The sequence below is a fragment of the Aurantiacibacter sp. D1-12 genome (assembly GCF_028858515.1).
Taxonomy (GTDB): Bacteria; Pseudomonadota; Alphaproteobacteria; order Sphingomonadales; family Sphingomonadaceae; genus Alteraurantiacibacter.
In genome coordinates this window covers 339810-353531 of record NZ_JAPJZJ010000003.1, presented here as the reverse complement: position 1 = coordinate 353531, position 13722 = coordinate 339810, and the positions used below count along the sequence as shown (strand labels likewise).

11 protein-coding genes are annotated in these 13722 nt (G+C 61.0%); 6 read left to right on the top strand and 5 right to left on the bottom strand.

What is annotated here, in order from left to right:
- Positions 1–14: 14 nt before the first annotated feature.
- Complete coding sequence (locus tag OOZ52_RS08650; RefSeq protein ID WP_274698109.1) at positions 15–893, top strand: alpha/beta hydrolase; 879 nt, start codon at positions 15–17, stop codon at positions 891–893.
- On the opposite strand, the gene OOZ52_RS08645 is transcribed toward OOZ52_RS08650, so the two are convergent.
- The 3 genes from OOZ52_RS08645 to OOZ52_RS08635 are packed head-to-tail and all read right to left on the bottom strand — an operon-like array spanning position 894 to position 5538.
- On the bottom strand, positions 894–2045 hold the full coding sequence (locus OOZ52_RS08645) for an HlyD family efflux transporter periplasmic adaptor subunit (RefSeq protein WP_274698108.1): 1152 nt from the start codon (positions 2043–2045) through the stop codon (positions 894–896).
- A complete protein-coding gene (locus OOZ52_RS08640; protein WP_274698107.1) occupies positions 2045–4234 on the bottom strand; it encodes an ATP-binding cassette domain-containing protein in 2190 nt (729 codons plus the stop codon). The genes OOZ52_RS08645 and OOZ52_RS08640 overlap by 1 nt, the downstream gene beginning before the upstream one ends.
- Entirely contained in the window at positions 4231–5538 is a 1308-nt protein-coding gene (locus OOZ52_RS08635) for a TolC family protein (RefSeq protein WP_274698106.1), read from the bottom strand. Before OOZ52_RS08635 ends, OOZ52_RS08640 begins: the two co-directional genes overlap by 4 nt.
- A gap of 537 nt (positions 5539–6075) precedes the next feature.
- Between OOZ52_RS08635 and OOZ52_RS08630 the strand changes: the two genes are divergently transcribed.
- The 5 genes from OOZ52_RS08630 to OOZ52_RS08610 are packed head-to-tail and all read left to right on the top strand — an operon-like array spanning position 6076 to position 10918.
- On the top strand, positions 6076–7497 hold the full coding sequence (locus OOZ52_RS08630) for an efflux transporter outer membrane subunit (RefSeq protein ID WP_274698105.1): 1422 nt from the start codon (positions 6076–6078) through the stop codon (positions 7495–7497).
- Positions 7494–8783, top strand: a complete 1290-nt coding sequence (locus OOZ52_RS08625; RefSeq protein WP_274698104.1) for an efflux RND transporter periplasmic adaptor subunit — start codon at positions 7494–7496, stop codon at positions 8781–8783. The genes OOZ52_RS08630 and OOZ52_RS08625 overlap by 4 nt, the downstream gene beginning before the upstream one ends.
- Positions 8780–9490: an ABC transporter ATP-binding protein gene (locus OOZ52_RS08620; protein ID WP_274698103.1), complete on the top strand. Its 711-nt coding sequence runs from the start codon at positions 8780–8782 to the stop codon at positions 9488–9490. The genes OOZ52_RS08625 and OOZ52_RS08620 overlap by 4 nt, the downstream gene beginning before the upstream one ends.
- Positions 9491–9495: 5 nt before the next feature.
- A complete protein-coding gene (locus OOZ52_RS08615; RefSeq protein WP_274698339.1) occupies positions 9496–10698 on the top strand; it encodes an ABC transporter permease in 1203 nt (400 codons plus the stop codon).
- A gap of 25 nt (positions 10699–10723) precedes the next feature.
- Entirely contained in the window at positions 10724–10918 is a 195-nt protein-coding gene (locus OOZ52_RS08610) for a hypothetical protein (RefSeq protein ID WP_274698102.1), read from the top strand.
- Positions 10919–11136: 218 nt separating this feature from the next.
- Here OOZ52_RS08610 and fahA read toward each other — a convergent pair whose 3' ends face one another.
- Entirely contained in the window at positions 11137–12429 is a 1293-nt protein-coding gene (fahA, locus tag OOZ52_RS08605) for a fumarylacetoacetase (protein WP_274698101.1), read from the bottom strand.
- Positions 12430–13707, bottom strand: a complete 1278-nt coding sequence (gene hmgA, locus OOZ52_RS08600; protein WP_274698100.1) for a homogentisate 1,2-dioxygenase — start codon at positions 13705–13707, stop codon at positions 12430–12432. It abuts the gene before it with no gap.
- Between the last annotated feature and the right edge of the window lie 15 nt (positions 13708–13722).

The following is a 13722-nucleotide window of genomic DNA, read 5'->3' as shown; positions in this document are numbered from 1 at the left end:
CCAGCCACGTCCACATGGGCGCGATGAAATTCATCCTTGCTCCTATCGCCCTGGCCGCGCTGGCGGCGGGCATTGCGTTCTCGGTTGACCGGCTGCGCACCTTCAATGCGCTAGTGCCGAAGGACGGCAACAGTGCACAGATCGCAACCGGCATCGCTTACGGGACCAACGAGCGCCAGATGCTTGATATCTATGCGCCAGTCGAGGCTCCGGACGTGGCCCTGCCGGTGATAGTCTGGTTCTATGGAGGCAGCTGGAACAGCGGAACGCGGCATGGCTATGACTTCGCGGGCCGTGCGCTCGCCGCGCAGAACTACATCGTGGTTGTGCCCGACTATCGCCTGGTGCCGGAAGTGCGCTTCCCCGGCTTTGTGGAAGATGGCGCTGAAGCCATGCGCTGGGTGCGGGCGAATATCGCGGAACGCGGTGGTGATCCGGATAACATCGTCGTGATGGGGCACTCCGCCGGCGCCCATCTTGCGGCGATGCTTGCCGCAGATCCGCAGTGGCTGGGAGAGGACCGCGCGGCGATCAAGGGGCTGATCGGCCTTGCCGGGCCCTACGACTTCCTGCCGCTCGACACATCATCGACCATCGAAGCCTTTGGACAGTGGCCGCAGCTCGAAGAGACGCAGCCGATTACCTACGCCGATGCGAGCAGCCCGCCCGCGCTCCTGCTAACCGGCGCCGAGGATACCACCGTCAAACCGCGCAACAGCGTCTCCTTGGCAGCGCATCTGACCGAGGCTGGAGTGGATGCCGAAGTGACGCAGTACGAAGGTGTTGATCATATCGACATCCTGATCGCTATGGCGCGCCCCTTGCGCGGCCGCGCTCCGGTATTGGAGGACGCGATTGCATTTGCCGATGAAGTGACGCGACCGGAAAGCTGATCACCGCTCCTGCAGGGAATCGCGGGTCGTTTTGAGGATCGGTTTGGTGATGTATTCCCACACTGTCTGGCTGCCGGTCAGGATTTCCGCAGTTGCGGTCATGCCCGGCTGAAGATCGATCCGCTCGCCCTCACGCCGCGGGCGCATGGTATCCGTGTCAACTTCCAGATTGACGCGGTAATAGATGTTCACCGTGCCATCCGACCCCTCTTCGGACAGCGTATCGGGGCTGATGAACACAACCTCTCCATCACCCGATCCGTAAACGGCGCTGTCATAGGCATCGAAGTTCACCCGCGCGCGCTGGCCATTCTCGACAAAGGCAATGTCGCGCGGAGGCACTTGCGCCTCGACAATCAGCCGCTCGCCCGTCGGCACTATCTGCATCACCTCGTCACCCGGACGCAGCACCCCGCCGAGCGTCGTCAGACGAACGTTTTTCACAATACCATCGGTCGGCGCGACAATACTTGCCGCGCGCAGAGAGTCTTCGCGCTGGGTGAGTAACTGCTGTGCTGCCACCAGTTCTTCTTCTGTAGTCGCAAATTCGGTCTGAAGATCGCGAATATACTGCGCGCGAATGTTCGATATCCTCCCTTCGGTCTCCACAATCGCGCGCTGCATGCGGATGATTTCGGAGCGCGCCACGTCTCCCGTTTCAACGAGCGGCATGTTCAGATCGAGCTCTTCGCGCTGCAAGGTCGCCATGCTCTGCAGTGAATTCACTTCGGCATTCAGCGCCGCACGGCGGCGGCTGAAAAGCTGGCGCTGGTTAGCAGTGAACTCGGGAAAATCACGCAATGATGCAGGGAAAGTCAGCGGCTTGTCGAACAACTCGGCATCGATACGCGCCATCCGGCTTTGCAGCGCGGCAACCCGCGCGCGCGCCTCGTCAACTCCGGCCACCAGCTGCACCGAGTCAAGCTCCACCAGCAATTGGCCGGCGGTAACCAAGTCGCCCTCGCGCACATGGATTTGGTTGATCGCGCCACCCTCCTCACTCTGAACGATCTGCACGCGGGCGAACGGCACCACGCGGCCCGGTGCGCGCGTCACCTGATCGAGTTCTGCCCATTGCGACCAGCCAATAAAGCCAAACGTTGCAACGCAGATCGCAATGATGATCCAGTGTGAGGGGCGCAGGCGTGCCATCACGATGCATCTCCGTTCTTGTCCGGGTTTTCATCGGAAGGTCCGTCTTTCGATGTACCGCCGTTACCCGGCTTCTTGCGCACGGATGTTGTGACACCGCCCGGCACCGTAACGCGTTTTGGCGGCTTCTTGTCATCGACCTTCTTCGGAGCGAGATCGCGCAGCACCTCTTGCGTGGGGCCGTCTTTCACGATCTTCCCGTTCGCCATCACGATTACGCGAGTAAAGCGGGTGAGCAGCTGCGGTTTGTGTGTCACCATCACCAGGATCGAGTCCTTCTCGATCTGGCTACTGATTGCCGCGAGCGCTGCATTTTCGGTATTCTGGTCAAGCGATGCCGTGGGCTCGTCCATCAGCCACACCTTGGGCGTCGAGAGCAGAAGGCGGTTGAGGCCCACTATCGCGCGTTGTCCACCCGATAGGCCGCGACCGCCCTCCTGAATCTGCAACATCAGTCCGTCCGGCTGGTTCGCGATCATAGCATCGAGCCGCGTCTCTCGTGCGACCGCCATGATCTCCTCATCGCTGATATCGCCCAGCCCCATCGCCAGGTTATCGCGCAATGTGCCGTTGATCAGGCGCGCATCCTGCGAGACATAGCCAACATGGCGACGGGCAATATCCTCTGCCACCTGGCTGAGATCGAGCCCGCCAAGCAACAGGCTGCCCTGCAACGGCGTGTAGAGACCGCTCATCAGCTTAAGCAGCGTCGATTTGCCCGAGCCAATACCGCCGACAATCGCCACACGCTCGCCCGGATCGATCTGCAGTCGCTCGACTTCCAGAGCAGGCCGCTGGGCCCCAGGATAGGCGAACACGACATCGGTCAGCTTGTAACTGCCTTCCATATGATCGGGCCGCAGCGCGCCTGCACCACTGGCCGGATCGAGCGGCAAGTCCATAATCCCGTCGAGCGCCTTCAACGATGAGCGCGCATAGCCCCATTGCACGATCAGATTGGGCAGCTGCGCCACCAGCGGACCGTTGATCCGACCCGAGATGATCGAGCAAGCGAGCAGTGCACCCGTAGTGATTTCCCCTTGCGAGGCGAGGTAGGCACCCCAGCCCATGATCCCGACAAAGGCAACCTGCTGCAAGGTGGAGAACAGGGTGCCAGCAACAGCAGACGCTTTCTTCACCGGCAGTTCGTAGTGATGGATTTCGCGCACCAGACGGTTCCAGCGGCCCATCATGAACCAGCCGCCGCGATTGGCCTTCACCGTTTCCGCCGCGTCGAGCGATTCCACCAACATACCGTTCTTGCGGTTGCCGCTGACCTGTGCACGGTCAGTGCCATTACGGATGATCTTGCTCAGGATCAGGGCGAGGGTCAGCGCCACCGGCAACGCGATGAGCGGCACCAGCGCAAGCGGCCCGCCGATCATGGCAATCACGCCGACAAAGAACAGCGCGAAGGGTAAGTCGGCAAGCATGAACAGCGAACCGGAGGACATCACCTGCCGGATCTGGTCCTGCCCACGCAGCTGGCTGGCCATCGTACCGATGCCAGGTGGCCGGGCATCAAGGCGGATGGCCTGTGCCCGCGCGAAGAAGAACTCGCTCACCTCAGCATCGATGTCCTGTGCTTCGCGCTCTATCAGCAGAGCCCGCAAGCTTCGCAGCACCAGATCAAGTGTCAGCGCGAACAGCACGCCTGCAGTCAGGACGAACAGTGTGTCATAGCTCGCGAGCGGGATCACGCGGTCGTACAGCTGCATCGAATAGAGTGAGGTCGCCAGCGTCAACAGATTGGCGAACACCGTGGCAAGGCCCGCCATAACGAGCGGCTGCTTGCGCCGCTTGATCGCGCGCCAGAACACATCGATCGCGCGCCCGCCATCGTTGGACAGCGGATCTGGCAGGTTCATGGTGAAGAAGCTCTGCTCCGGATCGTATGGCAGCAGGCCGCGTTCGCCCACCAGCGCCATCACATCCTCGCCATCCCATTGCTGGACAACTGCCCAGCCCACGGTCGCATCATAGACCATCAACGGGAACTGGTCGGGACGCGGTGGCCCTTCGATCCGGCGTGCAGGCTCCCACCCGAGAACTGCGATCAGTCCGGGAAGCGCATCGATCCCGTCAGCAAGCTCGACATCGCGCAGCTCGATATTCCATTGCGGGGCAAGCGACTTGCCCGTTGCCCGTGCGTAAAGCTGAACCGCGCGCTCTGCGCTGCCCTCAATCACTGAATAGTCTCCGCCCCGTCCGGCTGCCAACGACAGGCAAGCGCCAGAACGCGCGCTGTGCCGGCCGCCGCTGTAACACGCGCATCGCTTTCCGAAAGCCGCGCATTGGCCGCTTCGCGCACTGCGTTCATTACATCAAGCCAGCTGCGCCGCCCAGCGATGAACTGGCGCTGGTAACTCGCGATGATTTCCGCCGCCGCATCCGCCGCGAGCACGCCCGCCTCTATCCGGCGTTCCGACGCCCGCACCAGCACATAGTCGCGGCGCAGTTGTTCGCGCAGAATACGCTCTGAATCGGCGAAATCGGCCAGCGCGCGCTGGATCCGCGCGTCACTGGCATCGAGCGCAGTGATCTGCGATTGACCCGGCCCCAACTGCGCACGCAGCACCACCGCAGCGCGCGCGCCCGTGATCTCGTTCTGCGAAATCTGCAACAGCAGCTGCGGCCAGAGCTGCGCCTCTGCAATATCGCGCTGCGCCTCTGCCACAGCAATCAGATCGGTGAGCGCGGCGAGGCTGGGGCTGCAACCCAGCGCATCCGCCAGCGCCACTTCCTCTGCGGGGAGTGTGCTGGACACGCCTGAGGGGGGCAAGGCAGGCTTGATTTCCACATCGCCCGTCAGCGACAAAAGCCGCAGACGCGCACTTTCGCGGGCTTCCAGCGTGCTCGCAAGGTCGAGCTCGACTTGCGCCGTGCGCGAACGGCCCAGTGTCAGGTCAGCCAGAGGAGATACCTCCTGGTCCACGCGGCGACCAATGGCTGCGAGCAGTGTGTTGTGCTCCTCAAGGCTCGCCTCGAGCACTTTGACCCTCTCCGAAGCCAGAACGTAGTCATAGTAGGCGCTGATCACTCGCAGCACGATATCGCGCTGCGCTTCACCAACGCGGTCCTGCCCGACGCGCAGTGCCGCACGGGCGCGGTCGATCTCGCCATTGATCCGGCCGCCGGTCCAGATCGGCTGTTCGAGAATGGCGTTGAGCGCAAACCCGTCCTGATCGGCGAAGGATGATCCCTCGGTCGCCAGCAAGGCTTCTACCGAGACCGATGGGAAGCGCTGCCAGCGTGCAACGCGGTATTCGGCACCCAGTGCCTCGGCTTCGGCCTCGCTCGCCTGGACCTGCGGATGGGTGGTGGATGCAAGCGCCGCCGCAAGATCAAGCTCCTCGGGGATCGCTATCGGCGCAGGAGGCCGGGCGACATTCACACCGCTAGCTGGCGGACCATAGACCTGCCCGGCCACCTCTCCCTCGTTCACGTCCTGCGCATGCAGGCCTGCAGAACCCGCTAGCAGCGAAAGGGTCACCAGGGATCGAATGGTTGCGCGCATCTCGTTACGTTTTCAAAGGGGAACGCGGCCTTTGCTTTCATCCGCGCAAGAATATCAGTCCTTCGCCGCAGCCGCTCCCCGCCAGGCCGCCCGAAATTGGCGCAATGCACCGTGTTTCCTGCGTTTTCGGCATTTCGGGCACCAGAATCAACCTGCGATTTGCCTTCAAGCGTATTCTGGTCCGCCGTGTTGCAAGCGCAACATGGTGGAAATCAACGCTCATCCGCTTGCGATAGGCGTATTGCCCCCGCAATACACATTCGTCGGGCGGGATAGGCCGTTCCTCGAACAAGACTGTCTGTTGCAAGCCGATTGGGCCAGTCAGACTTCAGGGGTTCACCCGGAACGCTTGGACAGGTTTGTTGCCGTAATGGCACCGAATCAGTCGGTTACAGGATGGTAATCGACATTTGGCTGGACGAATAGCGTCTGAGCCGTAAGGCTGGACACAACACGGGATAGAGGGGCGGAATGTTGCAAAGCAATCGTGGGTACCGGGCAAAAGGATGGCTTATGGCCGCTCCTGCGCTGTTGGCACTGGGTGCATGTACCACGCCCGTCGGCGATATTCCCGAAAGCACGCTTTCGATGCCTTCCGACTGGGTTCAGACCGATGCAGAGCTCGTTGCCACCGACCTGACCGAATACTGGACCATGCTGGGCGATCCGCTGCTGACGGAATTCGTCGAACAGGCCATCATCGAAAACCGCGATCTTGCACAAAGCGCAGCCCGCCTCGATCAGGCGCGCGCATCGCTGGTGCAGGCACGCGCGGGGTATTTTCCCTCGCTTTCCGGCAATGGCGGCGTCACTCGTGATGTTGGTGATCGCGCGCGTGACGGCGTACTGTTCAACCTGGGTGCCGAAGCCAGCTGGGAACTCGATCTTTTCGGGCAGATCTCAGGAAATGTCGCCGCAGCACAAGCGGATTTCGCTGCCGCAGGATATTCACTGGCCGATTTGCAACGCGTAATCGTAGGGCAGGTCGCGATTTCCACGATCAATGCCCGCGCGACGGCAGAACAGCTGGCAATCGCACGCAGTACGCTGGAATATCAGAATGATAATCTGCAGATTGCACGCTGGCGCAATCAGGCAGGGTTGGTCTCTAGTCTCGATGTAGAGCAGGCTCGCGCGCAGCGTGCGGCAACCGCTGCGAGTATTCCGCAGCTGGAAAGCAGCCTCGTCGCAACCGCAAATGCCATTTCGACCCTGATCGGCGAGCCGCCGGGGCGAGTGCTCACGATGATCCATGCCGATGCTGAAACACGCGTGCCTACACCGCCGCAGTTGGCAGGATTCGAAGCGCCTGCGGCTGTTCTTTCGCGTCGTCCTGACGTGCGGGCTGCCGAGGCCACACTCCTTTCCAGCAGTGCGCGCATCGGTGTTGTCCGGGCAGAATTGCTACCGCTAGTACGGCTTAGAGGATCGATTGGCACAGGGCCTGTCAATTTAAGCAACTTGTTCGATATTATTAGTGGTAATATTTTCTCAAGCATTAGCCAGCTGCTTTTCGATGGCGGGCGCACCGCCGCGCGGGTCGATAGCGCCGAAGCCGGCGCACGCGCATCACTGGCCGCATGGGAGAAATCGATCCTTTCCGCCCTGGAAGAGGTAGAAAACGCAGCAGTGTCTCAACGCACTGCCGATGAACGAGTTGCAATCCAGCTCGAAGCTGTCGATGCAGCCGAGAATTCGGCTTTTCTTGCGCGCAGCCAGTATCAGGCAGGCCTCACTGATTTTCGTACCTTGTTGAGCGTGGAAAACCAGCTTCTCTCCGCGCGTAACGGACTTGTCGGCGCCGAAGCCGACCGCGCCATCGCTTTTGTCCGCCTTACCCAGGCACTGGGCGGTGGATGGAGCGCCGATGACTATTCTTTCTCGCTGCCGGGTCAGGCGACCTTGCAGCCTGCTGCTGACGGGAATGCAGAATGAGCGACAACGAAACCGAACAGGACATCGAAAGCTATCTGGACCAGGGGGGCCCGAAGAAGTGGTACAAGCGCAAGCGCGTTTGGGGCGGCGTGATCCTGCTGCTGCTGATTCTCTTCGGCGTCTCCCGCTGCTTTGCCGAGCCGCCACCACCCAACTACATCACGGCAGAGGTGGAGACCCGTTCGCTTGACCTTTCGGTCACCGCGACGGGCGGTCTGCGCCCGACCAATCAGGTCGAGGTTGGCTCCGAAGTCTCGGGCCGGATCGACCGCGTGCTGGTTGACGTGAACGATCAGGTGACGCGCGGACAAGTTCTGGCGATCATCAATACCGAGATTATCGATGACCAGATCCGACAGGGTCAGGCCAATCTCAACGCTGCGCGCGCGCAAGTCGGGCAAGCACAGGCGACGCTTGATGGCAATCTGGCACAGCTCAATCGCCTGCTCGAGGTGCAACGTATCTCTGATGGCCGCGTGCCGTCCGAAGCCGAGATCGATCAGGCGCGCGCCGCCGTGAACCGCGACCGGGCAAGTGTTGCTGCAGCACAGGCCAATGTCGCCGCAGCCCGGGCACAGCTAAGCTCTTCACAGGTAAGCCGTGGCCGCGCGACGGTGCGCTCTCCGGTGTCGGGCGTCGTGCTGGCGCGGCAGGTCGAGCCCGGCCAGACTGTCGCGGCAAGCTTCAACACGCCGACGCTGTTCGTGCTGGCAGAAGACCTCGCCACCATGCAGCTGCGCGTCAATCTGGACGAAGCTGACGTGGGTCAGGTCGAGGCCGGTCAGGATGCGACCTTCACTGTGGATGCCTATCCGGGCCGCCGCTTCCCTGCGACGGTGGAGCGCGTCGACCTAGCATCGAACAACATTGCCCAGTCGGCCCAGCAACAGGCGGGCGGCCAGCAGGTTGTCAGCTACGAAGCGCGGCTGATAGTCAGCAACGGCGATGGCCTGCTGCGCCCCGGTATGACGGCTACGGCATCCATCGAGACGCAAAGCACAGGCGAGCAGATGCTCGTTCCGAACGGAGCGCTGCGATTTAGTCCTGAAACCGAAGAGGATAGCGGCGGCGTTTTCGGCAATCCCGATTTCGGTCTGGAGCAGAACGACGAAGCATCGATAGGTGTTGGCAGTCGTCAGACCGTCTACGTGGTCGAGGAAGACGGGTCGCTGCGTGCCATCGAGGTGGTAACGGGGCAAAGCGATGGCCGCTTCACCGTTGTGACATCCGAGGAACTGGAAGCCGGAATGGAAGTCGTCACCGGCGAAGGAGCAGGCCCGCAGTGAGCGAACAACCGCTCATCGAGCTCGAAGGTATAACCAAGACCTTCGGCACGGGTCCTGCTGCTTTCCAGGCGCTGAAAGGAGTAGACCTGTCCATCGACCGCGGTGATTTTGTCGCGGTGATGGGACCGTCTGGCTCGGGCAAGTCGACGACGATGAACATCCTCGGCTGTCTGGACGTGCCCACCAGCGGCACCTTCCGGTTCCGCGGCGTGGAAGTACAAAGCCTCAGTCGGGATCAACGATCTTTGTTGCGGCGGCGCTATCTCGGGTTTGTGTTTCAGGGTTTCAACCTGCTCGCACGCACCACCGCGCTCGAGAATGTTGAACTACCTCTGCTCTATCGCGGCGAGAACAAGAAGGCGCGTCGCGAAGCGGCTGAACGCTCGCTCGACAAAGTGGGCCTATTACCATGGGCGACACATACCCCGGCGGAGCTTTCAGGCGGTCAACAGCAGCGCGTGGCCATCGCGCGCGCACTCGTGACAGATCCCGATGTGCTGCTGGCGGACGAACCGACCGGAAATCTGGACTCAGAACGCTCGGTCGAGATCATGGAATTGCTCGCCGACCTCAGCAAAACCGGGATTACCGTGTTGATGGTCACTCACGAAGAGGAAATGGCCGAGTACGCGCGCACCATCGTCCATTTCCGTGATGGCCTTGTTGAGCGGGTCCAACGGGGACAAAAAGCGGGAGCGTCGGTCTGATGCGCATGTTTGGTTCTACATTGCTTCTGGCAATCCGCGAGATCCGCCGGCACCTGCTGCGAAGCTTCCTCACCACGCTCGGCATCATCATCGGTGTCGCTTCGGTGGTCACAATGGTCACGCTGGGACAAGGCCTGACGCAAAACGTACAGGATGATCTGGCAGGCTTGGGCTCTCAAGTTTTCATCGTTTTCCCGCGGCAACCCGATATCAACGTCCCACGGCAACCTTTTGAGCAAGACGACATCCGCGCCATTCGCAACCAGATCGCAGGTGTGGAATTCGCTGCCGGTGCTGTCTTCACCAATGCCACGGCATTTCACAACGGGCAGGACTGGCAAACGAGCGTGAATGGTGCGAGCCGGGAGTTCTTCTCTGCGCAGAATATCGACGTCGGCGAAGGTCGAAGCTTCACTGACGAAGAAGAGGAACGCGGCGAAAGCGTATGCATCGTCGGGACAACGATCGCCGAAAAGATCTTTGTAGCCGATCAGGTGATTGGCGAGGAAATGCGCCTGAACGATGTGTCGTGCACGGTAATCGGCATCGCCGACGAACGCAGCGGATCGAATGTCGGTGGCGGAAATGACGCGAACGACATCGTGTACCTGCCACTCAAGACAGTCCAGCGCCGTTTTATCGGCAATGACGATATTCAGTTCTTCGTTGTCAAATATGATCCCAGCTACAGCACGCTCACCATCCAGAACCAGTTGGTCGACCTGCTACGAGAGCGACGCGTAATTCAGGAGGGTGAGGACAACAATTTCGACGTCATCGACTCGCAAGAAATCTCCAACACGGTTGGCGGTATTTTCCAGGCGATGACAGCGGTCGTGGCGGTAATCGCCGCTATCAGCCTGCTGGTGGGCGGCATTGGGATCATGAACATCATGCTGGTGAGCGTGACCGAACGCACGCGAGAGATCGGCATTCGCCTCGCCATCGGGGCGCTGGCCAAGGAAGTGCGGATGCAATTCCTCACAGAGGCTGTGGTGCTATGTTGTTTTGGCGGTCTGATCGGTATCGGCCTTGCCTTCGGCCTGTCAGTGGTCATCGCAAGTGCAATTGACCTGCCATTCCTGTTCAACCCCGGCCTCAACCTGCTCGCTTTCGCCTTCAGCGCGCTGATGGGCATTACCTTCGGATACTACCCCGCCCACCGCGCCAGCAAACTTGACCCGATCGACGCGTTGCGGCACGAGTAGTCCTCCCAACGGGAAGGATAGCCGAATGAAGAATATGGAAAAAATCCGCAAGACGGCGCTTGGTGGCCTCACAGGTGCAATGCTGCTAGCGGCCACGCCAAGTATGGCTTTCGCGGACACAACGGACGATCCGAATGATCCCACAAACACCCCCGAGAGGTGCCTCATCAACGTACCGCTACCCAACGGTGAATGGTATCGCGCGCTCTGCTTTTGGTGATTTGCGGTCTTTCTAAGCCTTTTCAAAGGTGGGGCCGGTAAAGCCCTACCTTTCCTACACAATAGGCGTCATGAGACAGCGACTGCATGCCCTGCTCTCGGCCCATTACTCGCAAAAACGCCCCCGGAAGTCAGATGCGATTTCCGGGGGCGTTTTTCTTCATCAGGACACTGTCACACCTGTCGCACCCTATCGTCACGATAGGGTGTCCCGCGCGCTCAGCCCGTGATCGTAGCGCGGCAGTCGCCCATGCCGATGCGGGCGAACCCGTCCTTCTCGGCGTAAGCGCGCATGATGATCTCGTCCCCGTCTTCGAGGAACTTGCGTTCCTCTCCGTTGGGCAGATTGATGGTCTTCTTACCGCCTTCGGTTAGCTCGATCAGACTGCCTTCGCCGCCCTCTTCGCCGCTTGTAAGCGTGCCCGTGCCAAGCAGGTCCCCCGGCTGCATGTTGCACCCGCCAACGCTATGGTGCGCGATCAGCTGTGCAGCGGTCCAGTACATCGCTGTCATCGGGCCTTTGGACAGGCGGAAAGGCTCTGCACCCTCGGCACGCATCTTGGGCGTCGTCAACAGCACTTCCATTGTGATGCCAAACGCCGCGGCGCTTGTGTCGTGCTGCAAGTACGGCAGCGGCTGCGGATCACCCTCGGCACGCACGGGCTGCGCGGTACGGAAGGGCGCGAGCGCATCCATCGTCACAATCCAGGGCGATATGGTCGAAGCGAAGTTCTTGGCCAGAAACGGCCCGAGCGGCTGGTATTCCCAAGCCTGGATATCGCGCGCCGACCAGTCATTGAGGATCGAGATACCGGCAATGTGCTCTTCGGCCTCGCCCACAGGGATGGGATCGCCAAGGTCGTTACCCTGCCCGATCCAGATCGCCATCTCGAGCTCGTAATCGAGGCGCTTGGAAGGACCGAATTCGGGATTGCCGCCATCTTCAACAGGCTTCTGCTGGCCGGCCGGGCGCTTCACATCGGTCCCCGATACGCGGATCGACGAGCTGCGCCCGTGATAGCCAATTGGCACATGCTTGTAGTTGGGCAGCAGCGGGTTGTCCGGGCGGAACAGGCTGCCAATGTTCACCGCGTGGTGAATGCCGGTGTAGAAATCGGTATAGTCGTGGATCAGGAACGGCACGTGCATGGTGCACTCTGCGGCCGGATAGAGATGCGGCTCAACCCCGGTGCGCTTGCTCTCGTCTGTCAGGAGCGCGAACACGGCTTCACGCAGCGCCTTGATCGGAGCGCGACCACCGGCGAACAGCGCGTTGAGCACCGGAGCGTTGGCGGTAAGCGCTGCATCCTCGGCAGGGTCTTCCAGCATCATCGCGATGCCGGGCAGATCGAGCACCATGTCGCCGATTGCCATGCCGCCGCGCGGCGCGCTTTCTCCATGTGAAAACACGCCAATGGGCAGGTTCTGTACGGGAAAGTCAGCATGGCCGCTCGCGCTCTCCACCCAGCTGGTGGCATTGGCGTCATGCGTGTGGTCGGTCGTTTGGGTCATTCAGGGAAGTCTCGCTTTCGGAAATCCGCTCCAGCAGGCATCGTAATCGCCTTGCAGGAGGCCGCCATTCATGGCGAAGTCTGTAGTCTGGATAATCGCGCGGCTTTCAAACATGAAAGCCAGCGTGTTGTCGATCTTGTGCGGTTTAAGGTCCACAGCCATCGCCTTTGCAGTGCTGTCGACATCGGGGCCATGCCCATTGAACTGGTTGTGCAGGCTCGCTCCACCAGGCTCGAAACCACCGCCTTCCTTGGCATCGTATTCGCCATGGATCAGGCCCATGAACTCGCTCATCACGTTGCGGTGGAACCATGGCGGGCGGAACGTATCCTCGCCCACCATCCAGCGCGGCGGGAATATCACGAAGTCACAATTGGCCATGCCCGGTGTATCGGAGGGGCTGGTGAGCACGGTGAAGATACTGGGATCGGGATGGTCATAACTGACCGTGCCGATGGTGTTGAACTTCGCGAGGTCATAACGACATGGCACAGAGTTGCCGTGCCAGCCGACCACATCAAACGGCGACCAGCCGATCGTAGTGGTCCACATCGACCCGTTGAATTTCTGCACGATCTCGAAGTCCTCTTCACGATCTTCGAACCATGCCACCGGGGCCTCGAAATCGCGCGGATTGGCAAGGCCGTTCGCGCCGATGGGGCCAAGGTCGGGCAGACGGAAAGGCGCACCGTAGTTCTCGCACACGTAACCGCGCGCCGGTCCATCGGTCAGCTCGACGCGGAAACGCATGCCCTTGGGGATCACGCAGATGTGGCCCGGCGGCACATCCATGCGCCCCAGTTCGGTCGTCACCAGCAGAGTGCCTTGCTGTGGCGCGATCAGCATTTCACCATCGCTGTTCTGGAAGGCGCGATTCTCCATGCTTTTACTGGCCGCGTAGAGGTGGATGCCGATTCCGCCTTCGCTCGGCCCGCCATTGCCGCCATAGGTCACCATGCCGTCAACGAAATCGACCTCGCCCGCAGGCATCGGCAACGGGTCCCAACGCAGGCGGTTGGGCGTCGTGTGCGAAGCGTCCGCAGCCACAAACCGCGCCGCACCGGCATAGGGCGTGAACGCACCATGCTCGGTCGTCGGGCGCATGCGATAGAGCCAACTGCGGCGGTTCTCGGCCCGCGGCGCGGTGAAGGCGCTGGAACTGAACTGTTCGGCGTAGAGACCGAACGCCGGGCGTTGTGGCGAATTGCGCCCTTCGGGCAACGCGCCTTCAACAGCCTCGGTAGCGAAGTGGTTGAGAAACCCTGTTTGGTAGTCCATACCGATTTAGTATCA